Source organism: Spirosoma oryzicola, assembly GCF_021233055.1.
Classification (GTDB): Bacteria; Bacteroidota; Bacteroidia; order Cytophagales; family Spirosomataceae; genus Spirosoma; species Spirosoma oryzicola.
The window spans coordinates 2,753,548-2,775,805 of the sequence record NZ_CP089538.1; the positions used below are offsets into that span (position 1 = coordinate 2,753,548).

General features: G+C 53.4%; 19 protein-coding genes. 14 read left to right on the forward strand and 5 right to left on the reverse strand.

The annotated features are described in order from the left end of the window. Nucleotides 1-33: 33 nt before the first annotated feature. Nucleotides 34-714 (reverse strand): peptide-methionine (S)-S-oxide reductase MsrA, encoded by a 681-nt coding sequence (gene msrA / locus LQ777_RS11635; protein ID WP_425276934.1) that lies wholly within the window; start codon nucleotides 712-714, stop codon nucleotides 34-36. Between the two features lie 165 nt (nucleotides 715-879). On the opposite strand from msrA, the gene LQ777_RS11640 reads away from it, so the two are divergent. The 4 genes from LQ777_RS11640 to LQ777_RS11655 all read left to right on the forward strand — a co-directional run bounded on the left by LQ777_RS11640 (nucleotide 880) and on the right by LQ777_RS11655 (nucleotide 7,665). Next, nucleotides 880-1,980, forward strand: coding sequence for an SMP-30/gluconolactonase/LRE family protein (locus LQ777_RS11640; protein WP_232562693.1), 1,101 nt, complete (start codon nucleotides 880-882; stop codon nucleotides 1,978-1,980). A 93-nt stretch (nucleotides 1,981-2,073) separates the two neighbouring features. Further along, nucleotides 2,074-2,670, forward strand: coding sequence for a MiaE family protein (locus LQ777_RS11645; RefSeq protein WP_232562694.1), 597 nt, complete (start codon nucleotides 2,074-2,076; stop codon nucleotides 2,668-2,670). An 81-nt stretch (nucleotides 2,671-2,751) separates the two neighbouring features. Further along, on the forward strand, nucleotides 2,752-5,745 hold the full coding sequence (locus LQ777_RS11650; protein ID WP_232562695.1) for a PD-(D/E)XK nuclease family protein: 2,994 nt from the start codon (nucleotides 2,752-2,754) through the stop codon (nucleotides 5,743-5,745). Nucleotides 5,746-6,210: 465 nt separating this feature from the next. Continuing rightward, nucleotides 6,211-7,665 (forward strand): tetratricopeptide repeat protein, encoded by a 1,455-nt coding sequence (locus LQ777_RS11655; protein ID WP_232562696.1) that lies wholly within the window; start codon nucleotides 6,211-6,213, stop codon nucleotides 7,663-7,665. Nucleotides 7,666-7,875: 210 nt separating this feature from the next. Here the strand turns inward: LQ777_RS11655 and hemN are convergent, their stop codons facing one another. Beyond that, the gene (gene hemN, locus LQ777_RS11660; protein WP_232562697.1) at nucleotides 7,876-9,252 is read right to left on the reverse strand and encodes an oxygen-independent coproporphyrinogen III oxidase; all 1,377 of its coding nucleotides are present in this window, start codon (nucleotides 9,250-9,252) and stop codon (nucleotides 7,876-7,878) included. Nucleotides 9,253-9,386: 134 nt separating this feature from the next. Here hemN and LQ777_RS11665 point away from each other — a divergent pair, with 134 nt between their 5' ends. Together LQ777_RS11665 and LQ777_RS11670 are read left to right on the forward strand one after the other, a co-directional pair. After that, nucleotides 9,387-11,807 carry a heavy metal translocating P-type ATPase gene (locus LQ777_RS11665; RefSeq protein ID WP_232562698.1) on the forward strand — a complete coding sequence of 807 codons (2,421 nt, stop codon included), beginning with the start codon at nucleotides 9,387-9,389 and terminating at the stop codon, nucleotides 11,805-11,807. 55 nt (nucleotides 11,808-11,862) lie between these two features. Continuing rightward, on the forward strand, nucleotides 11,863-13,029 hold the full coding sequence (locus tag LQ777_RS11670; RefSeq protein ID WP_232562699.1) for an MFS transporter: 1,167 nt from the start codon (nucleotides 11,863-11,865) through the stop codon (nucleotides 13,027-13,029). Between the two features lie 64 nt (nucleotides 13,030-13,093). Here the strand turns inward: LQ777_RS11670 and LQ777_RS11675 are convergent, their stop codons facing one another. Further along, complete coding sequence (locus tag LQ777_RS11675; RefSeq protein ID WP_232562700.1) at nucleotides 13,094-13,843, reverse strand: acyl-CoA desaturase; 750 nt, start codon at nucleotides 13,841-13,843, stop codon at nucleotides 13,094-13,096. Between the two features lie 41 nt (nucleotides 13,844-13,884). After that, on the reverse strand, nucleotides 13,885-14,304 hold the full coding sequence (locus tag LQ777_RS11680) for a hypothetical protein (protein ID WP_232562701.1): 420 nt from the start codon (nucleotides 14,302-14,304) through the stop codon (nucleotides 13,885-13,887). 175 nt (nucleotides 14,305-14,479) lie between these two features. Here LQ777_RS11680 and ccoS point away from each other — a divergent pair, with 175 nt between their 5' ends. From ccoS to LQ777_RS11720, 8 genes are all read left to right on the forward strand, one after another. Beyond that, a complete protein-coding gene (gene ccoS / locus LQ777_RS11685; protein WP_425276935.1) occupies nucleotides 14,480-14,677 on the forward strand; it encodes a cbb3-type cytochrome oxidase assembly protein CcoS in 198 nt (65 codons plus the stop codon). A gap of 22 nt (nucleotides 14,678-14,699) precedes the next feature. After that, the gene (ccoN, locus tag LQ777_RS11690) at nucleotides 14,700-16,940 is read left to right on the forward strand and encodes a cytochrome-c oxidase, cbb3-type subunit I (RefSeq protein WP_232562702.1); all 2,241 of its coding nucleotides are present in this window, start codon (nucleotides 14,700-14,702) and stop codon (nucleotides 16,938-16,940) included. 88 nt (nucleotides 16,941-17,028) lie between these two features. Next, nucleotides 17,029-17,199, forward strand: a complete 171-nt coding sequence (locus LQ777_RS11695; protein ID WP_232562703.1) for a hypothetical protein — start codon at nucleotides 17,029-17,031, stop codon at nucleotides 17,197-17,199. A gap of 15 nt (nucleotides 17,200-17,214) precedes the next feature. Then, nucleotides 17,215-18,063, forward strand: a complete 849-nt coding sequence (locus LQ777_RS11700; protein ID WP_232562704.1) for a cbb3-type cytochrome c oxidase N-terminal domain-containing protein — start codon at nucleotides 17,215-17,217, stop codon at nucleotides 18,061-18,063. A gap of 66 nt (nucleotides 18,064-18,129) precedes the next feature. Then, complete coding sequence (locus LQ777_RS11705) at nucleotides 18,130-19,680, forward strand: 4Fe-4S dicluster domain-containing protein (protein ID WP_232562705.1); 1,551 nt, start codon at nucleotides 18,130-18,132, stop codon at nucleotides 19,678-19,680. 64 nt (nucleotides 19,681-19,744) lie between these two features. Continuing rightward, nucleotides 19,745-20,170: a FixH family protein gene (locus tag LQ777_RS11710; RefSeq protein WP_232562706.1), complete on the forward strand. Its 426-nt coding sequence runs from the start codon at nucleotides 19,745-19,747 to the stop codon at nucleotides 20,168-20,170. 3 nt (nucleotides 20,171-20,173) lie between these two features. Further along, complete coding sequence (locus LQ777_RS11715) at nucleotides 20,174-20,869, forward strand: sulfite exporter TauE/SafE family protein (protein WP_232562707.1); 696 nt, start codon at nucleotides 20,174-20,176, stop codon at nucleotides 20,867-20,869. A 140-nt stretch (nucleotides 20,870-21,009) separates the two neighbouring features. Next, nucleotides 21,010-21,651, forward strand: coding sequence for a DUF305 domain-containing protein (locus LQ777_RS11720; protein ID WP_232562708.1), 642 nt, complete (start codon nucleotides 21,010-21,012; stop codon nucleotides 21,649-21,651). A 95-nt stretch (nucleotides 21,652-21,746) separates the two neighbouring features. On the opposite strand, the gene LQ777_RS11725 is transcribed toward LQ777_RS11720, so the two are convergent. Continuing rightward, the gene (locus tag LQ777_RS11725) at nucleotides 21,747-22,085 is read right to left on the reverse strand and encodes a thioredoxin family protein (protein ID WP_232562709.1); all 339 of its coding nucleotides are present in this window, start codon (nucleotides 22,083-22,085) and stop codon (nucleotides 21,747-21,749) included. Nucleotides 22,086-22,258 lie beyond the last annotated feature (173 nt).

A 22,258-nucleotide genomic window follows, 5' to 3' on the forward strand; every position in this document is an offset into this window, starting at 1 on the left:
ATCATGCAAGCTAGCCTATCTATGCATGAATACTCATTCTTTCAGGTGATTCCGCATCCGTTCCTCAAACTTCTTTACTTTCGGTTCCGAAACCAGATGAATATACAAGCTGTACGGATGTTGCTCGTAGTAGTTCTGGTGGTACATCTCTGCCGGGTAAAACGCGGTAAAGGGAACCACCTGGGTGACGATGGGCGCTTTGTGATTGGCCGATTCACGCTGGATAGCGGCTTCGATTTGCGCTTTTTCGACGGAAGTGCGGTAAAAAACAGCTGAGCGGTAATGCTTGCCCACGTCAGGACCCTGCCGGTTAAGCTGGGTCGCATCGTGACCCGCGAAAAAAGCATCGAGTAGGGTATCGTACGAAAGTTGGCGAGGATCGTAATAAACCTGAACCGTTTCGGCATGGCCCGTCTGATCGGTGCCGACCTGCTCATACGTTGGGTATTCCAGATCACCACCCGCGTAGCCCGAAATGACCGCCCGAACGCCCTTCAATGATTTCATTTCTTTTTCCGTCGCCCAGAAACAGCCGCCCGCCAGCGTGGCAATGGCCTCGCCCGGTTTTAATGCCGGAAGTGTTGCCAGGCGGGTATCGACTGGATTGGTGTTCTCCGTAGCTGCCGTTGTCGGAGCCTGCTGGCAGGATAAAAAAAAGAGATTTGTTCCTAAGAACAGGCTTATAAAAACCCAGGCGTTTTTCCAGTACATCATAGCGTAAACCGTACCTATAAAACAGCGTAGCTCCGGTTCAGATTCCGGATCGGTGACCAAAACCTCAATTTTTATCCCATAAGCTGGACTCGCTGCCTGTTTGGAAACAAAAGAACGAGTACGCGGATGAAGACCTAACAATCAAATTGGATATCTCAACGCTCTATGAAAACAACGTACTGGCCAACCCGGCTCCTGGCGCTGGCATTTTTTGCCGCAATGGGCTGTAACACCAAAGACGAAGATGGTCAGGACCCGCTGCCGGGGGCTACGCTGACCGAAGTGGCAACGTCGCAGGTGCAGTGGACGGGGGTTGCCGTAGCGCGGGATGGACGCGTTTTCGCCAACTACCCCCGCATGGAAACCGACACCATACCGTACTCCGTCGCTTACGTAAGCGGAGCGCAGGCGACGCCCTTCCCCAATGCGGACTGGAACAACTGGAATCCGTCGCTGCCTCCGCAGGATCATTTTATCTGCGTGCAAAGTGTCCACGTTGATGATCAGAACAACCTGTGGGTGCTCGACCCGGCTTCTCCCCAGATGCGGGGCGTGGTGAAAGGTGGGGCCAAGCTGCTGAAGTTCAATCCAGCGACGGGTGCTCTTATTCAGCGCATCGTTTTCGAAGACGAGATGATCGTTTATCCGACCAGCTACTTGAATGACGTACGCATCGATACGCAGAAAAACTACGCGTACATCACGGATTCGGGCCAGGGTGCATTAATCGTGGTAAACCTAACTACGGGGAAAGCCCGGCGGTTGCTCAGCCGCAGTCCGACCACAAAATCGGAAGGGGTTGTCGTTACGGCCGAGGGACGCGTCTGGCGCAACAATGCTGGTAAGGTTCCTTCATTCGACGCCGATGGTATCGGTCTGACACCCCAGCGCGATTATGTATATTTCCACGCTATCACCGCGCGGCCACTGTACCGGATTGCAACGGCGGCTTTGCAGGACGAAAGCCTGTCGGAAAGCCAGCTGAACCAGCGGGTCGAAAAAGTACGGGATACGGACCCCGTTGACGGCATGTTGTTCGACCCAGCCGGAAATCTGTATCTGACGTACATTCAGCAAAATGCCGTTGAGCGGCTGACCCCCGCCGGTGATTTACAGCGCGTTGTCGAAGATACCCGCCTGAAATGGCCCGACAGCTTTGCGTACGATCCCGACAGTTCGGTGTACGTGACGACTTCGCAATTACACATCCCGCGTCTGGAGCGCACTGATCCGTATCGGCTGTTCAAATTCAAAGCGCCGAGATAAGCGTAAAAACAGATACGCATCGGTCGGTAGTCGTTCGTCAAATGTGGCTAACTTTGTTTCGTTTTAATTGACAAACGACTACCGACTTTTTTCATGTCGCTTACAACTTTAGGACTCGAACTGCCTACCGACCCGCGCTGGGTGAACATTGCCGAAATGAACATCGGCGAGATCCTTATTGATCACGCGTACTGCGAACAGAAAGCCGCTTCATCGTGCATTTCGCTAATTTTACAATACTTCGACAAAGAAGAGTTGGTGGAGGCACTGACGCCAATTGTTGCCGAGGAGTGGGGGCATTTTCAGCGGGTGCTGAAAGAGCTGCGCAAACGAAATATTCCGTTGGGTCGTCAGCGGAAAGATGAGTACGTGAACCAGTTGCGGTCCCGGTTGCGCCGGTCGACCAATGATCAGAAAGAGCAGTTGATGGATAACATGTTAATGAATGCGTTGATCGAAGCTCGCAGCTGCGAACGCTTCAAACTGCTTTCGGAAAACATTGCCGATGAAGGCTTGAAAAAGTTTTACCGTGAACTGATGATTTCCGAAGCGGGTCACTACCGTAATTTCATCGAACTGGCCGAAACGTACCTGCCCGCCGAACGGGTACGGGAGCGGTGGAAAGAGTTTCTGGCCGTGGAAGCCGACATCATAGCGAATCTGGACGTGCGGGGTGACCGAATGCACTAAAAATAGCTGAGCGGGAAAGAAAGCGGTCAGGCAGTGCCCAACAAGTTGTACCTTTACTGTCTGACTAACGAGTAATACCAGTTGACTTTTCTTCAACAAACCGCTCAACGCATATTTGACACGCACGGCCCTAGCCTTAGCGATGTTTGGGTTATTTTGCCTACGCGCCGGGCTGTTTCCGTCTTTCTGGAAGAATTGGCCGCGCTTTCGGATCGTCCGTTTCTGGCTCCTCATGCCTTAGCCGTCGATGATTTTATCACCCAGGCGGCTGGTGTACAGCTCACGGATTCGGTCAGTCTGTTATTCGATCTCTACGACGTTTTCCGGGAAATAGACCCGCTGGTTGAATTTGAGCAGTTTATCGGCTGGGCATCAGTATTGTTGACCGACTTTGACCGGATCGATCAGTATCTTATTAGTACGAGCGAACTGTTTAGTTACCTGACGGCGGCTAAAGCCCTTGAACGCTGGCAGGTCAACCAACCGTCGTCGGCTAAACCAATTGTTGAGACGCCCGGTACCGCCCGCTACTTCAAGCTCTTCGAAAATCTGCAAACGGCGTATCACGCCCTGCAAAAGCGTCTCATGGATCAGGGGCTGGCTTACCGGGGTATGGCCTACCGACAGTTGGCCCAAAACGTTGAATCGCTGATTCGGGATAATCTGGCGTACGAGCGCGTTTATTTCGTGGGGTTTAACGCTCTGAGCCGGGCCGAGGAACAGATTATCCGCGTGTTGGTAGATGCCAATAAAGCCGAGCTAATCTGGGATGCCGACCAATATTACATCAACGACTGGGGGCAGGAAGCCGGTGAGTTTTTGCGTCGCTACCGCGACAACGGCTGGTTATTCTCCAAACAAAACCGGGAAGATCTGGATCAGTTGTCCAACAACCTGCTCGGTACCGAAAAAAATATCCGCGTAGTAGGCGTACCCAACGCCAGTATGCAGGCGAAGGTAGCGGGCAAGATTTATCAGGACTGGCAGACTACAGGAGGCCATAAGTATAACACGTCACGGCCTAAAACGGCGATTGTGCTGGCTGACGAAACGCTGCTGATGCCTGTCCTGTACGCACTGGACGAGAGCGTGACCGATCTAAACGTAACGATGGGTCTTTCGCTGCGCAGTTCCCTGCTGTTTACGCTGGTCGATACCCTGTTCGAGATGCAGCGGACGGTGCACGAGTTCCGCACAAAAGATGGTCGTAACCTACGGATTCCGAAGTACCACCACCGGCACGTTGTCAAGGTGTTGAACCACCCCTTCATCAAACAGTACGAACGGATCCATGGGCTTCAATGGCCGGGTGAGGTGCTTGAATCAGGGGAGGTATTACCACCGGAACCGTTATTTCAGTGGATTGCCAAAACCATCGTTAAGGACCAGCGTGTATACCTGACCGAACGCGAGATGGCCGAACTGGGTCAGAATGATCCGCTGGTTCGGGTGTTGTTTTCGCGCTGGCCCAACGAAGAGCCGATAAAAGCGATCCAGTGCCTGTATGACCTGATTGAATTGCTGCGCGAGGTGTACCGAACCAGTCAGGATGCTATTGAAATCGAATACCTGTACCTATTTTTTACGCTGCTCAAACAACTGGAAGCCACGCTCGAACGGCAAGACCAATCCGTTCATGCCGACACCGCCGTTACGGTACGGAGCTTCCGGCAGTTTTTGTACGAATTGATCCGGCAGACGAGTATCCCGTTTACGAGCGAAGGCAAAAGCCAGTTGCAGGTGATGGGGATGCTGGAAACGCGGGCGCTCGACTTTGAACGGGTTATTATCTTATCCGTCAACGAAGGTATTCTGCCGCAGTCGCGCAAGTTGAATTCGCTGATTCCATTCGACATTGCCAGCGAGTTGGGCATGCCTACCTACCGGGAGCAGGAATCCGTCATGGCGTACCACTTCTACCGATTGCTGCAACGAGCCAGCGATATTGTATTGCTGCACACTACCTCCACCGACGCTTATGGCAGCAGCAAAGGAGAGCCTAGCCGGTTTATTCGGCAAATCGAGCATGAACTGGTTCCCCGTGCGAATGGTCTCATCCGCATTAGCCACCCGACGGTGCGCTTTGGTCGGGCGGGTACGGGGCAGGCGGTGGATACAACCGATCTAAGCGTCCCCAAAACGGATAGCGTTCGCGCGGATCTGATCAAGCTACTGACGACCAAAGGGTTGTATCCTTCGTATCTGAATCAGTTCGTTACCTGTTCGATGCGGTTTTATTTCAGCCGGATTGTGAACATCAGCGAGGAAGAAGAAATCGAGGAAAAGATGGGGGCGGCTGAGTTCGGTAGCTGGCTGCACAAAGTGCTCGAACGCATGGATGTGGATTACCGGCTCAAAGGCGAACCCGTTGACGAATCGATTGTCCAGAAACTGCTGGAAGAAGAGTTCGCCGTGTCCATGAAAGGTCGGGTAATCGAGTCGGGTATGAACCTGTTGCTGTACGATCTGGCTAAAAAACTCATGCTCGACTTCTACCGCCAGCAAAGCGAACAGACGGACCTGACGGTCATCGGAACCGAGCAAACCCTCGAAACCTACCTGACCGTACCGCTGTCAACCGGTGAATCGATTCGGGTGCGCATTGCCGGAAAGATTGACCGCATCGAGCGCGTTGGCGATCAGATTCGCATCGTCGATTACAAAACCGGCAAAGTCGATTTGCCCGAAAAAGCGCCCAAAGACCTAGCCGAAAAACTGTTGAACGACGGTCGGGAGGATAAAATGCGTCAGCTTTGGCTGTATCGGTATCTGGCGCTCAAAAACATCAACGATCACGGCGGCCTGCCCCGCGACCGGGCGAAACAAAATATCTATCCGGCCACGAACCTGCCTGTAGAAGCCGGATTTTACTCATTTCGCGATCTCAAGGGCGGATTTAAATCCAATCCGGTTGCCTTCGGGACGGACGATAGCCCGGCGCAGTACATTACCGATTCGGAAGCGCTGCTAAAGGCATTGATCCAAAAAATGCTCGATGGCGCGGAGCCGTTCCGCAAGACTGATCAGATTGAAGTGTGTCAGTACTGCGATTTTAAGGGGATCTGCGGTCGATAAAGCGCGCTTCTTTTGATCTGAAATTCGCGTAAAAACGATTGACTGTGCTGTGAGCCTTGTGTGCGGTCAGGTTCTCAAACTAGTATTGTCTGAAATCCGTAAAATGCTTGATATGATGCCGCGCGGGCGGCCCCGCCGACACCACCAAAGAAGAGAATAGGACCGGAGCAAACTCAACATTGTGGACAATACTGGTTCTCAAACCTGACCGCACACAAGGCTCACACGTTTTGTTATGATCCGAACGGCTGTCACCTTTCTTGGACAGGTCTTACCAGAATTTTTTCTCGAACGACATCTATTGCTCCGACTCAAACGTATGTGTAATAAAATGATAACTAGCTGTTTATCTGGTAGATAGCTTTTGTGGCGTCAATGGATACAAATTCGCTTGTTATCGTTTTGGTTCTTTAGATTATAGGAGCTAGTATTTACGTTTTGTCGCCTATTTAAACTTAAAACGTTATGAAAAATGTCCTCATGCTTTTGTTAACCCTGTGTGCTGCACAAATGCCGGGTCATGCACAAAACGCAAAGAATTTAACGCAGGCCATTCAATACATCAAACTGGCGAATACTCTTCGCGAAGTGGATAAGTCGCAGGAGTCCATTAGCCTGTTGCAACGGGCGATGCCAGCGGTTAAGTCGAAAAATTTATACTGGGAGGCCATTACCAATGAATTGATGGGCCTTTCGTTCAAGGATATTAAAGACACCACTAGTGCGCTTCGCTATCTGGAACTTGCACGAAGCCAGTACGCCAAGCTCAAATACGTAGCCAGCGGTTGGGCCGTCAACGAAGTGATCCGGGATATTTCCAGCAAAAACGTTTACGCCGGTATTCAGGTGGGCGCTGCGGGGGTGAAGGTAGCTATCTTCAAAACCAGGTACGAAAGCGATTTTTATGAGAAAGATATTCGCTCCAGCTTTACGATTCCGACCGAGGTGCTGGTTGCTGATGCTTCTAAATCGTTTAAAGGTGGTCAGGATGCGTTACGGATCGGCCTGGATTCGATCCGGCGGTACAACATTCCCAACGAGCGCATCTTCATCGTCTTCAACAGCGACGTAAACGAAGGATTGACCCGGTCGCCGGAAAGCAAATTGGCCCTCTACCGACAGTTGATGCGCGTGATTCCGAACGGAGCCGTTCAGATCGATACGACACTAACGCCCACCCGTGAAGCCCAGTTATTTACAGTAGGTGCGATTCCCCGTAAAGTATGGCCGACTACCTCGGCGCTCAATATCGGGAGCGCGAATACAATGGGTGGCTATTTTGACAAAGAAGCCAGCCGAAAGGATATCAACCAGGTCGATAAAGGGTTCCATGCCTTAGCCTTGCCCGTTGGGGTCAATACCCTTGTCAATCAGATCGACAGCAAGCGTTCGCTGGGGATGGATGCCTACAAGCGGGAAGCACAGCGAGTCGTTGATAATCTGGCTAACACTGACCTCAAGGCTCGTCTGAAAGAAGCAGGAGCCGGTCTACAGAATCACCAGACGGTAGGCGTTGGGGGCGATGTGGCGCTGGCACTGGTTACCTACCTTTATCCTGATCGGTCGAACGTAGCCGCTGTTGCCATCACTACTGAAGATGTTGAGCGATTCAAGCGTTTAGCCCTGACGGATTATAAAGCATTGATACAGCCTGATTTAGCCGATGTGACAAACCCTGACGTGCGCAGTAAAGCCGAAAAAGACGTAATTGCCCTCCAAAGTCAGTTCAATGAGAAACAGTTGATTGCCGGGGCGTTGTGGCTGGAAGCGATTATGAAAGCGTACAACACCGGTTCGGAACCGAAACGATTTGTGTTTGTCCGCAACTCGGATATTGGCTGGGTAACCGGTAAATTCCTGGAAACAATCAGCGGTGAATACGAATCGACCATTGCCAAAGGTAATCTGTATACGCGCTAGAACCTCACTGGGTGAGTGGTGTCGGCGGGGCCGCCCGCGCGGTTCTCAAAACCGACACTAATAGCTAACATAAAATGTTGGTTTTGAGAAACAGTATTGTCCAGAATCCGTAAAATGCGTAATGTGATGCTGGGTGAGTGGTGTCGGTTTTGAGAACCGTGCGGGCGGCCCCGCCGACACCACCGAAAACCGACACCACCCGTCTGCCGTTTATACTGTCTGAGAGAACAGGCGCGTTTGGGGTTGGGCGTAATTGAGCCGTTCATCGAAGGCCATGCAGATGTTGCGTAGAAATGGCCGCCCTTCTGAATGGACGCGCAAGCCTTCCACATCGTAATCCAGCAGTCCGTCGAGCCAGAACGATTCCAGTCGGGCGCTCAACACTTCCCATTCCTTTCTTGACCAGCTGCCCAGCGGCCATTGCGTCTGCCCCTGACACATGATGTTCAAGATCTGTCGGCGTAAAAACTGGTCCTGATCATCGAGGACGTGCCCCCGCAGCAGCGGAAGTTCTCCGGCATTGGCCCGGTTTATATACGTATCCAGGTCTTTCTCATTCTGGGCAAACGCCGACCAGACATCGCTGATGGACGATGCCCCAAGACCGAGCAACAGGCGCGTCTGGGTCGTGGTGTAGCCCATGAAGTTCCGATGCAGTGTCTTGTTTTTCAGGGATTTGTACAGGGAGTCGTGAGAAAGGGCAAAATGGTCCATTCCGATCTCGACGTATCCCGCCTGTTCCAGTAAGTCGCGTCCGGTTTCGTAGAGGATGCGTTTCTGATCGCCGGTGGGCAAATCCTTGTCCTGAAAACCCCGCTGTCCGTTGACGCCTTCGATCCAGGGGACGTGTGCGTAGGAGTAAAACGCGATGCGGTCGGGGCGGAGCGTCAGCGTTTTGTAAATGGTGTTGGTGATCGCATCGGCGGTCTGAAAGGGTAGCCCAAACATTAGATCATGGCTGATCGACGTATAGCCAATCTGCCGCGCCCAGTCCGTCACCTGCTTCACGTTCTCGAACGGCTGAATGCGGTGAATGGCCCGCTGGACTTTCGGGTCGTAGTCCTGCACGCCAAAGCTCACGCGCCGGAAGCCAAAATCGTAAAGCGTTTGCAAATGCTCGCGGGTGGTATTGTTGGGGTGTCCTTCCCAGCCATAATCGGTCGATTCGGCTGGCGTGGCCTGACTGAAAATGCCGGTTAACAAGCGGTTAAGCTGGTCCGACGAAAAAAAGCTCGGCGTACCCCCGCCCAGATGAAGTTCGGCAATGCGCGGGCGTTCCGATCCGGCACTCTGAAGTAGATCACAGTAGGTATTCCACTCGGTCAGCAGTGCGTCGACGTACGGACCTTCGACATTGTGGTTCCGGGTGATGCGCTTGTTGCAACCACAGAACGTACACAGGCTTTCGCAGTAGGGCAGGTGAATGTACAGGCTGATGCCCGTTGTGCTGTTGCTGACCGAAAAAGCCCGGCGCAGGTTGCGTACCCAGGCCGTTTCGCTGAACATAGATTCATCCCAGAATGGTACGGTTGGGTAACTGGTATAGCGCGGACCGGGAACGTTGTATTTCTGAATGAGTGCGTTCATAGCGATTCGTTGGTTCGGTAGACAAAGTTTGCCCGAGACGGCTACCCAAACGTTGAGCCGTATCAGGTCAGCGGCTGATAAACGTCAGGGTTTAACGCGCTGGCGGTTGCCAACTTGCTTTAAATTTCTGAGGTATGAATACGGCAACGATTGCATCAACGACCTGCTACCACTGCGGTAACGACTGCACCGATCACGACATCCGGTACGAGGAAAAGTACTTCTGCTGCGACGGCTGCAAAACGGTGTACAGCATCCTGAGCCAGCACCAGCTTTGTCAATACTATACTCTGAAAGAGAGCCTTGATGACCAGTCCAGATCAGGAGTCAACCATAAGGAGAACAGGGCCCGCACCACCCAATTCGATTTTCTGGATCATCCCGATATTGTAGCGCAGTTGCTGGAGTTTTCTAATGAGTCGGTCGCCAAGGTTACGTTTTACGTACCGACCATTCACTGTAGTTCGTGTTTGTGGCTGCTTGAGCACCTGTATCGAATCGACCCCGGTATTCAGCAGTCGCGCATTGACTTTCTGAAAAAGCAGGTTCACCTGACCTACCAGCCTAGTAAGCTAACGCTTCGGCAAGTAGTCGAACTGCTTACGTCGGTTGGCTATGAGCCGTTGATTAGCCTCAACGACGTGGTCAAAGAACAGCAAAAACCGTCATATCGTCCGTTGCTGTATCGGCTGGCGCTGGCGGGTTTCTGTTCGGGAAACATCATGCTGTTCAGCTTCCCCGAATACCTTGGCCTCGACGACCCGTCGTTCAAGCATTTGTTTGGGATTGTCAATATGCTACTGGCGATTCCGGTCGTGGCGTATTCGGCGTCAGGGTATTTCGAATCGGTTTGGACGAGCTTGAAGAAAGGCATGATCAACATTGATTTGCCTATTCTATTGGGTATTCTCGTGGCTTTCTTTCGGGGGAGTTACGAAGTGCTGTTTATCGATGGCGCGGGGTATTTCGATTCGCTCACCGGACTGGTCTTCTTTCTGTTATGCGGAAAATGGTTTCAGCAGCGAACTCACGAATTTCTGTCCTTCGAACGTGATTATAAGTCGTATTTCCCGCTGGCCGTAACGGTTTTGAAAGCGAGTGGTGAAACTGCCGTTCCGGTGGCGCAGCTGCGTAAAGGCGACCGAATCCGGGTGCGAAACCACGAACTGATTCCCGCCGATGGAATACTGTACAAAGGGCAGGGGATGATCGATTACAGCTTCGTAACGGGCGAGTCGGAGCCGGAATCCCGGCAACCCGGTGCGCTGCTTTACGCCGGAGGCAAGCAGATTGGTGAAGCCATCGAGCTGGAAGTCGTTCGGAACGTATCGCAAAGCTACCTGACGCAACTCTGGAACAACGACGCCTTCCGCAAGGGCGACAGTTCACGCATCCTGACCTTCGCTGATGCAGTCGGTAAGTACTTCACCCTAACGGTCATTACGCTGGCGACGCTCGTCAGTTTGTACTGGTACACCCACGATCCGGCCCGTGCCATCAACGCGTTTACGGCGGTACTGATCATTGCCTGTCCCTGCGCGCTCTCGCTGTCGTATCCGTTTGCGCTCGGCAACGGTCTGCGCAAATTGAGTAAACAAAAGCTTTACCTCAAAAATGCGGAAGTCATCGAGCAGATGGCCGCCTGCGATACAGTCGTTTTTGATAAAACCGGCACGCTGACGACTACGACACCAACCTTGGTAGTGGACTCGTTCGACCAGCCGCTGACCGCCTACGAACGGTCGTTGGTCGCGTCGCTGGTGCGGCAGTCGGCTCACCCGCTGAGCCGCAAACTGACTTCACACCTAACGGATGCCCTGCCGTTGCGGATTGACGGATTCACCGAAATTCCCGGCCACGGTATCCAGGGGCTCGTTGACGACTGGCTGATCAAAGTAGGTTCCCGCACGTTTGTCAATGGGGGAGACGATGCACCAACGGACGGACACCTGTCGACCGGCACAACCGTTCATCTGTCGATTGAAGGCAAATACCGGGGCTGTTTTTGCTTTCCGAATCAATACCGGCCGGGCCTGGATGCGATGCTGGATGCGCTGAAAACGACGCACGCGCTTTACCTGCTTTCGGGCGACAACGATACGGCCCGACCCGAACTGGCCCGCTGGTTTGCGCCGGATGCGATGACGTTCAATTGCCAGCCGCAGCAAAAACTTACCGTCGTTCAGCAGTTGCAGCAACAGGGGCGTCGCGTCATGATGATTGGTGACGGACTGAATGATGCCGGGGCGTTGAAACAGGCCGACGTAGGCATTGCGCTTACCGACGACACCATTCAGTTTACGCCCGCCAGCGATGCCATTCTCGAAGCGTCGTCACTGCCCAAACTGCCCGGTATGTTGCGTTACACCCGCTTCGGTATGCGGGTAATCCGGTTCAGCTTTATCGTGTCGCTGTTGTATAATTTTGTCGGGCTGTCCTACGCCTTGACGGGTAATCTGTCGCCGGTAGTAGCGGCTATTCTAATGCCCGTCAGTTCAGCGACGATGCTGCTGATTGCCACCATTGGCATGCGTTGGAAGAAGCTTAGCGTGTAGTCCCGGAGCAAGCGGATGACCGTCACCTGTTCGTGCTGAATCGCTATCTTTGGGGATGTTTTTTTCCTCGCGCGTCAATGGTCAGTTACTGGTTGTAGTCTTTGCCCAGTTTGCGGGTACGTCGCTTTGGTTTGCCGGTAACGCTATTTTGCCTGAGCTGCAACCGCTGCTGAAAGCAAACACGCTGATTAGCTGGATTACGTCCTCGGTTCAGATTGGCTTTATTGCCGGGACGCTGCTTTATGCGATACTCGCCATTCCCGACCGCTTTCGGTCAACGACTGTTTTTCTGGTGTCGGTAGGGCTGGCGGCACTGGCGAATCTTGTCTGGTTGATTTTTCCAATCAACGCAACACTCATTTTAGCCAGTCGATTTATGACCGGCTTTTTTCTGGCGGGTGTCTATCCCGTCGGAATGAAAATTGCCGCTGACCGCTTCAAAACCGGGCTGGGTCGGGCGATGGGCTTTCTGGTTGGCGCGTTGGTGTTGGGTACCGCTTTCCCGCATCTGATCCGGGGATTGGGCGCAAGTATACCGTACCGAACCCTCATGCTGTCGGTTAGTTTGTTAGCCGTTAGCGGGGGTATTTTACTGTTCCTGACTGTGCCCTCGGAACCAGCCCGGAACAGGAATAGTCTCTTCCGCTTTCAGGCGTTACTGGCCCTGGGTAGGCCCTCGGCCTTTCGACCGGCCATGCTCGGCTATTTCGGGCATATGTGGGAAGTGTACACCCTATGGGCTTTCCTGCCCGCTTTAGTCAGTTACTATAGCCAACTCCATCCCGACACACGAATAGACCATTCGGTATGGGCGTTTGGGGCGATTGCTTCGGGTGCTATCGGCTGCGTAGGAGGGGGTTACCTTGCCGGGCGAATCGGCAGTACGCGGGTGGCTCGGTATTTTCTGCTGATCTCAGCAATCTGTATTCTGCTGCTGCCGTGGTTGCTGGCCCTGTCTCCGTTGGGATTCGGATTGTTTCTCCTTGTCTGGGGTGCTGCCGCTGCGGGCGATTCTCCGCAATTTTCGACGCTTGTCGCCAGCCGGGCTACGATTGACAGTCGGGGCAGTATTCTGACGCTCGTTACCAGTTTGGGCTTTCTGCTGACAGTCCTGTCCATTCAACTGATGGCGTGGTTGCTGACCCACCTCGGTCTATCGGGCGAATTGTTTTACGTGCTGCTGCCTGGGCCACTGCTGGGACTACTAGCGATGCGCAAATGACCCGGCCATGTATCGGCAATCCGATCTGACCGGGTCATCTGGAGAATGTACGGGCTGTCGAAGGCTACATGTACGCTTCGTCGCGGCCAACGCGCAACTTGATCACGTTCAGCGAGTCCAGTATCTTGAGAAGCGGGTAAGCGGGATCAAATTCGTGCCAGCGGAAGCCGCCGAAGTTCGGGCGACCACCGAATTTGTGGTGATTGTTGTGGTACGATTCGCCCATCATCAGAAAATCAAAGGGCAGTAAATTCTTCGCGGTATCGTTTACTGTGAAGTTCGTGTAGCCGTAGCGGTGGGCGTACCAGTTGATAATCGCTCCGTGAACCGGTCCCATCAAAAAATGAACTGGTAGCAGCAGAAATAACCAAGGGGACACCGCAAACTGCACGTAAATCAGCGTGTAAACCGCGATCCAGGTCAGTCGCACCGGCCAACGGTCTCCGAACCGCTCCATCCATGCCCAGTTGGGCACCCCCTTTTTGAACCTGGCCGGAATCGAATCCCGGTTGTTCAGGATGTCGTTGTAATACTGCCGCGTCTTCCACATCATATCGAACAGATTCTTGGAAAACTCGGGCGAGTGCGGGTCCTGCTCGGTATCGGCGTGGGCGTGATGTAAACGGTGCATGATACCGTACGCGCGCGGACTCAGAAACGATGACCCCTGCCCAACGAAGGTCAGTACGTAAAAGACTTTTTCCCAGCCTTTGCTCATCGTGAACATCTGGTGGGCCGCATAGCGGTGTAAGAAAATGGTCTGCATCAGAACCGACAGGTACCAGTGCGCGAGGAAGAAAAAAAGAATAACCATCAAGGAAAAACGTAAGCCGGTGGGGTAAAACCAAGTGTGGATTAAAGCAGATTCAAGGTGACCATGACCGATAAAAACTGGTAGCATCCGGCCTGGATTCGGTTCAGGTCGTCGGTTAGCGCGTGGAAACGGGATTCGATGGTCGCATACAGACTGAACCGGGGCTCCCGGCAGCTCTGCCGCTGGGTATGCGAACAATCCATCGTCTGACAGATTGTATCCAGTCGCAACCGTTGAAAGCCGCTTTTCAGGTGGTTCAGATCGCCGTAATAATTGACAGCGCGGTGGCGCAGACTTTGGTAATTGTGGTGTTCCAGTAAATCGTTCAGGAGAGCCAGGAGCTGGTCAATTTCCTGTTCGTGCTGAGCAATGGTAGCAGCCCAGGTCTGGTGTTGGGTGCGGCAGGTCTGAACCAGCGCGGATTCTTCGCCCAACGGCGCGTTGATGGGTGTATCGGTCATGGCGTAAACGAGAGAGGTGAGAAACTTTGTGGGGTAAAAGTAGACGGTTCTTCGAGCCTTATTCCTGACGGCTGTCAGCAGACCGGCTGAGTTTAATCACCCCGATTTCTGCTTGAATTTTATCAGCCGTTCGCCTGACGAATCTCATAGATCGCCCGCCCAATTACCCACACTTTTGAGCCAGCAAATCGATACGCCCATGAGCATTATCTTTTTTATGATTGGCATTAGTCTGCTGCTGGCCCTGGGTTTTTTAGGCGCTTTTCTGTGGTCGATGCGTACCGGTCAGCAGGATGACCTCTACACCCCGTCGATCCGAATGTTGCTCGAAGACGATGCGCCCGAGACCAGTCAACCTCAATCTAACGCTTAGTAACCCCTGTACTCGTTCAGCTATGAATGTTTCGTTTAATCAATCCACTACGCTTACGTCGCCCGAGCGTGACAAGTCGGGCCGATTGACGCCTGGCCAGGCCGATATCGGTCATCAGCCGCCTGGTCATGAAACGCCCGTCGAGCGATTCGCCTACGACAACCTGATTGTCCGCAATTTTGCCGTAGCAACCGTTATATGGGGCATCATCGGTATGCTCGTCGGGGTGCTGATTGCCAGTCAGTTGTTTGCGCCCGCCGTCAACCTCAACAACCAGTACACAACGTTTGGCCGGATTCGTCCGCTGCACACCAACGCGGTCATTTTTGCCTTTGTCGGTAACGCCATCTTTATGGCCGTTTACTATTCGTTGCAGCGGCTGTGCAAGGCGCGCATGTTTTCGGATGCACTGAGCAAAATTCACTTCTGGGGCTGGCAGCTGATTATCCTGTCGGCCGTGGTTACGCTGCCGCTGGGCTTTACTACCTCGCACGAATACGCGGAACTCGAATGGCCCATCGACATTGCCATCACGCTGATTTGGGTGGTGTTCGGTATCAACATGTTCGGCACCATTATCAAACGGCGCGAACGGCACCTGTACGTGGCAATCTGGTTTTACATTGCGACGTTCGTCACCATCGCGGTCCTGCACATCGTCAACTCGTTTGAGATGCCGGTTAGCCTGTTCAAAAGCTATTACCTCTACGCCGGAGTGCAGGATGCGCTGGTGCAGTGGTGGTACGGGCACAACGCGGTCGCGTTCTTTCTGACGACGCCTTACCTGGGGATGATGTACTACTACCTGCCCAAAATGGCGAATCGCCCCGTTTATTCGTACCGACTGTCGATCTTACACTTCTGGGCCTTGATTTTCATCTACATCTGGGCCGGTCCGCACCACTTGCTGTACAATTCCGTACCCGACTGGGCGCAGTCACTGGGGACCGTGTTCTCGATCATGCTTATTGCGCCATCGTGGGGTGGTATGATCAATGGTCTGCTGACCCTGCGGGGTGCCTGGAACAAAGTGCGTGAAGATACCGTCCTGAAATTCATGGTGGTCGCCCTGACCGCTTACGGGATGGCAACGTTCGAAGGGCCGATGCTGTCGCTCAAAAACATCAACGGCATTGCCCACTTTACCGACTGGATCGTCGCACACGTGCACGTGGGGGCGCTGGGCCTGAACGGTTTCCTGACGTTTGCGGTGCTGTACTGGCTTATTCCGCGTATGTACCGTACGCCCTTGTATTCGCAGAAATTGCTGAATGCGCACTTCTGGATTGGCACGCTGGGCATCCTGTTCTACGCCGTACCGATGTACATCGCGGGCTTCACACAGGGGCTGATGTGGAAAGAGTTTACGAATGAAAGCGTTCTGAAATACCCGACGTTCCTCGAGACAACGCTGCAAATTCTGCCGATGCACAAGATGCGGGCCATTGGTGGTGGCCTTTACCTGATCGGGGCGATTCTGATGGCGTATAACCTGTTCAAAACGATGGCCGTCGGTAATCTGGTTGTCAACGAAGAGGCCGAAGCGCATGCACTGTCCAAGGTCTACAAACCAACGGGTTCGGATACGTTCCGGCACCGTTGGATCGAGCGTCGGCCTTTCCAGCTGCTGGTCGCGTCGTTGCTAACGATTCTGATCGGTTCGATGGTTGAGCTGGTTCCAACGTTCATGGTGAAGTCGAACATACCCACCATTCCGTCGGTACAGCCTTACACCGCGCTTGAGGTTCAGGGCCGCGATCTGTACATCCGCGAAGGCTGCGTAAACTGCCACAGTCAGATGGTCCGTCCGTTCCGCTCCGAAACCGAACGCTACGGTGAGTACTCCAAAGCGGGCGAGTTCGTGTACGATCACCCGTTCCTGTGGGGAAGCAAGCGAACCGGACCGGATTTGCACCGCGAAGGCGGGAAGTACCCGGACTCATGGCACTACCACCACATGAACGAACCCACGTCGATGTCGCCGGGCTCTGTAATGCCTCCGTACCCCTGGCTGATTACACAGCAACTCGACATCTCCAACACGTCGGCTAAACTGAATGCCCTGCGTAAAGTAGGTGTTCCGTACGACGATCAGGCGATTTCGTACGCCAACGACGACCTTAAAATCCAGGCCGATCAGGTGAGCGCCCGTTTAGCGAAGGAAGGAATCAAGGTTAAATCCGACCGGGAGATTGTGGCCCTTATCGCGTACCTACAGCGGTTAGGAACGGATATCAAGAAAATGGAAATGACCGATAAATAGCGGTGGGCAGGGGTTGCGGGGATAGCAGGGACAATAACTACCCCGCAATCCCCGCCATTCCCAGCACCCCCCGCAATCCCCTGCTATCATGTTCAAGCAATTCATCTCAACACTTCCCGGAGCAGACATCTACATGGTCGGCTCGTTCCTGACGTTTTTCGTCTTTTTTCTCCTGGTCGGTCTGTACTTACTGCTGGCCGACAAACGCCATCTTCGGCAAATGGGCAACCTGCCGCTTGATGAGTCGTCCACCCACTAACACTACGTACTACTCATGAATCAAATCGTATTAGTCGGTCGTGTCCTGATGATTCAGGAGCCCGCTACATCCATGTGGGCTATCTCAACCGGTCAGGATCTGGCGTTGCTCGTCTTGGCAATTGTCGTGCTGGTCGGCGCGGTGCTGGTGGGAGCCGTAGCCGTGTACCTGCTCGTTATCCTCAAAAAAGTGCTGGAACCAACGGAAGCTACTAAACCGGTTGATACCCGGACCTGGTGGCAACGGGTATCGGGTCTGCGTCCATTGAGTCAGGAGAAAGAGCTGGAAATGGAACACGCGTACGATGGTATCGCCGAGCTGGATAACCCAACGCCCCCCTGGTTTATGGGCCTGTTTTATGGAACAATTGCCTTCGCGGTCATCTACTGGCTGGTCTTTCACACCTTCCGTACGGGCAGTATCATGGAGCAGGAATACACGCAGGAAGTAGCCATCGCCGAAAAAGAACGCGCAGCTTACATCAAACTCGTGGCGGGTAAGATCAACGAAAATACGGTGACCATGCTGACCGACAAGAAAGGGATTGAAGCGGGTCAGGCCTTGTTTACGCAGTACTGTACGGCCTGCCACGGTCAGAATGCCGAAGGTAAAGTCGGTCCAAACTTAACGGATGAGTACTGGCTGCACGGCGGCACCGTCAAAGACGTGTTCCATACCATAACGGAGGGGGTTCCCGATAAAGGAATGATCTCGTGGAAACGTCAGCTGAACCCGCTCCAGATTCAGCAGGTGACCAGTTATGTACTCTCGTTGCAGGGTACTAAACCGGCGGGCGCGAAAGAGCCGCAGGGCGAAAAGGTGGCACCCGCAGCTGCGCCGACGCCTAAAGTAGCCATGAACTAATCGATTGGTCATCCATTGTCACTGACGGCAAGGGCAATGAATGACCACCTATTGACAACAAAACCAATGAACTCCCAACTCAACGTTCAGGCACCGGACGACGGACCTATTCGTCAATTGACAACCAAACCGGCCGACAACCGCCAGTGGCTTTACCCGCGCGTGGTAAAAGGTCGTTATTACCGCTGGCGGACCGTCGTCGCCTGGGTTTTGTTGACCGCCTTGTTTGCCGGGCCGTTTCTACGGTACGATGGTCAGCCCTTGTTTCTGTTCAACGTGCTCGAACGGAAGTTTATCTTTTTTGGCGTAACCTTCTGGCCTCAGGATTTTTACCTGGTTGCCATCGGATTGCTGGCGTTCATCGTCTTTATCGCCTTGTTTACGGTTATTTACGGGCGTGTTTTCTGCGGGTGGGCGTGTCCGCAAACTATTTTTCTGGAGATGGTTTTTCGCCGGATCGAGATCTGGATCGAAGGCGATCATAATAGCCGCAAACGACTCGATGCCGCGCCCTGGACGACGGAAAAGATTGGAAAGAAAACACTCAAACACAGCCTGTTCTTTTTGATCTCATTCGCTATCAGCAATACGTTTCTGGCCTATACCATCGGTACGGATGCGTTGCTGGCGATCATGACCGACAACCCGGCAAATCACCTAGGCGGCCTGGCATCGATTCTGATTTTTACGGGTGTGTTTTACGGGGTGTTTGCCCATGTCCGTGAAATCGTCTGTACCACCATCTGTCCCTACGGTCGGCTGCAAAGCGTCTTGCTGGATAAGCAATCGGTGATGGTTACGTACGATGATGTACGGGGCGAGCCGCGCGGTAAAATCAAAAAGCACAACATTCGTACGGATCGCCAAACGCAGACAAACCGCCTGACTGGTAGGCCGGTTGCGGAGCGTACAACGGTGGCTGCCCGGCTGGATAAAGCCTTTCTCGAATCGGGCGTAACCGACGCGGGAACGGTTGAAACGGCTCCTGTCGTTGGCGATTGCATTGACTGCAAGCTGTGCGTGCAGGTCTGCCCGACGGGTATCGACATCCGCAATGGCGTTCAGATGGAATGCGTAAACTGTACCCTTTGTATCGACGCCTGCGACAGTATCATGGACAAGATCGAGCGGCCACGCGGTCTGATCCGGTACGATTCGCTGGAAGGGATTCAAACCCGTCGGCCCTGGCGGATGACCCCGCGCATGATCGGGTATAGCGTGGTGCTGGTTTTGCTGATGAGCGTTTGGGTGTTTCTGCTGGTGGACCGTAGTGATCTCGATACCACGATTCTGCGGGCACCGGGTCAGCTTTACCAGCGCGAAGCCGAACGTGGACCGATGGGCGCGATGGTATCGAATCTGTATCTGGTGGAACTGGTCAATAAAACGCATCGGACCAAGCCCGTCTCGTTTCGCGTAAATTTTCCCGGCGCTACGCTGCGGATGGTGCAGCCACTGACCGAAGCACCCGCCGATGAACTGACCAAAGGTATGTTTTTTATTTTGTTGCCCGAAAAGGCCATTCACCAAAGCAGTACAAAGCTTACCGTCGAAGTGGTCTCCGAAGGTACCGTGCTCGATGAGGTGGAAACCACATTTTTGGGGCCGGTAGAGTAGCCTGGGGCGCGGAGCAGAAAGATTAAACTCGCCGTTGCTCTTGGCCCACCAAACTGTCAATCCTATGAACTGGGGAAAAACAATCATTCTTGTCTTTGTGCTGTTTGCCGGATTTATCGGCACCATGGTGTACCGGATGACGCGCGAACGGGTCGATCTGGTGAGCGATAATTATTACCAGAACGAAATTGACTATCAGCAACACATCGACCGGGTGACCAACGCCCGGACCAACGATTCTGTAACGATGACCTATCAGGCCGACCTGGAGCGGGTAGTCGTGGTGCTACCCAGCGACCTTCGAAAAGGAGAAATTAATTTTTACCGCCCCAGCGACCGGCAGCAGGATTTTCGGGTCGCCATTCCCGCGAGACACGCCATTCGGCAGATTATTTCGACCAAAGACCTCGACAAAGGCATCTGGCGCGTTCAGTTCACCTGGTCGGATGGGCAGCGGGAGTATTACAAAGAAGAACAATTATTTCTGTAAACGATGTCGCCCTGGCTTGCTACCGCTTTCCTGACCGGTCTGATCAGCAGTCTCCACTGCGTAGGTATGTGTGGTCCGCTGGTGGCTGCGTTGCCCGTTGGCCGACTACCGTACCCGCACCGGTGGCAGGCCATCGGTCTGTACCATGCCGGGCGGATTGCCACGTACGGCGTACTAGGCACTTTTGCCGGGACCATGAGTCTGGGCCTGCACCTGCTCGGCTGGCAGCGACCACTGGCCATTGGCTGTGGTGTATTGCTGTTGATAAACTTCGTCTGGCGAAAAGGCGTACCCGCCCGCTTGCGCTGGTCCTGGCTGGATCGGCAGATTGCCCAGCGCTTTCGTCAGCACCTGCGCCAGCCGGGTAGAGCGGGTTTCGCCGGGCTCGGCCTGTTGAACGGCCTGTTGCCCTGCGGTTTTACCTACCTGGCGCTGGCCGGTACACTCGCTACCAACACGCCCCTGGCGGGGGCATCGTACATGCTCTTGTTTGGTTTCGGTACGTTGCCTGCGCTGTTGGGAGTCAATCTGGTTATGGGTTGGCTAACGGTGGTAGGTCGTCAGCGGCTGAACCGGCTTCTTTCGGTCGCTACAGTGGTGGTCGCGTTGCTGCTGATCGGGCGGGGTGTCGCTCAGTACCCGGCGCTGGCTCACTCGGTCGATTCCATTCCCATTTGCCACGGTCTACTGACGGAGTAAGGGGGTGATGTAGCCCGCGAACAACGGAGCAAATGGGCACTGACGAAGATCAGTTCGTGGGCTAATCACCATCAACCGCTAGCCTGGAGCGCCCGTGTATTTTTGATCGTACTCCAATCATTTCAGAAAAGTCTGGTTCTATGCATACACGAATAAGTAAGCTGTTGATTTTAACCTTGCTAATGGGCTGTTCGGCAGTTTTTGCGCAAACGATTGACTCGCCCAAAACGAATACCGCCACCAGCGCAGCCTCCGGTCAACCGTTGAAAACAAGCCTGCTGCCACCGATGCAGGAGATGGCCCAAAAGTTAAAGACGGTAAAAATCACTGGTGATCCCGACGCGGATTATATCACTCTGGCAAAAATTCATACGCAGGGGACGCACGATTTGTTGAAAGCCGTTCTGGAAGTACAGTCGGACTCGGCCTTGACGCAGGCGGCTAAAACCATGCTTTCCACCGCCGAGACGGATCTGGCGTCGCTGAACACGATTCAAAAAGAGCTGAAACCGGGCAGGGCGAATGCCGCTTTCGCGAAGCAGCAACGGCGTGTGGTGGCCGCCATCCAGGAAAAAATAAAGCAGTCGGCGTCGAGCTATAAACTGACTGATCAACCCGGTAAAAACCTGGCTATTGTATTAAAGGATCAGCGGCAGGATGCAGCGAATCTGGCAACCAGTTACCTACAGTTCGGGAAGGAAACGGAACTGCGCAATTTTGCCCAGCAATCCATTGAGAAAGTAAAACTCGATCTGGGTATTATTGAGAATCTGTTCAAGTAAACGAGGCCAGGGTTGCGACAAACGGGTTCGTGATAGCCAGTTTGCCGCAACCCTGGTTTTGTGAAAATGCACACGATTCATTACTACTGTGCGTATCAGTGGGTATCGATCAGCGCCATCAGGTTAGGGGCGTTGACAACGTCCTCTCCCGTCGGTGGAATACCTTCCTGCCGCCATAGTTCGATGCCCTGCTGTACCAGTATAAACGCGGGAAACTGTCGGACATCAAAGCTGCGAACGACATCGGGGTGCATGGTTTCGTCAATCTTTAACACGCGAACCGAGCTGCCCAATTTTTGCTGTAAGGGCGAAACCAGCTTCGTTACCGCCAGGCTTTGGCCAACGCTTTCCTGAGTAGGAGCTGCCGGAATAAAAACCAATAGGACTGCCGTTTTTGCCGGAATCAGTATGGGTTGATGGGTGCTTAGTGCCATGATAGCTGTATGCGTTCGCCAGTTGATGTCGAGATCGTAGAATCGACTGTAAAAATGGGATTTCCCGCTAGCACGCTGTATGATGGTGGTCAAAAAGTTGACTGATTTTCGACATATTTGCCCGAATAGACGTTAAGTTGGTGCGGTTCATTGCTTTCATTTTTCGAGAATAG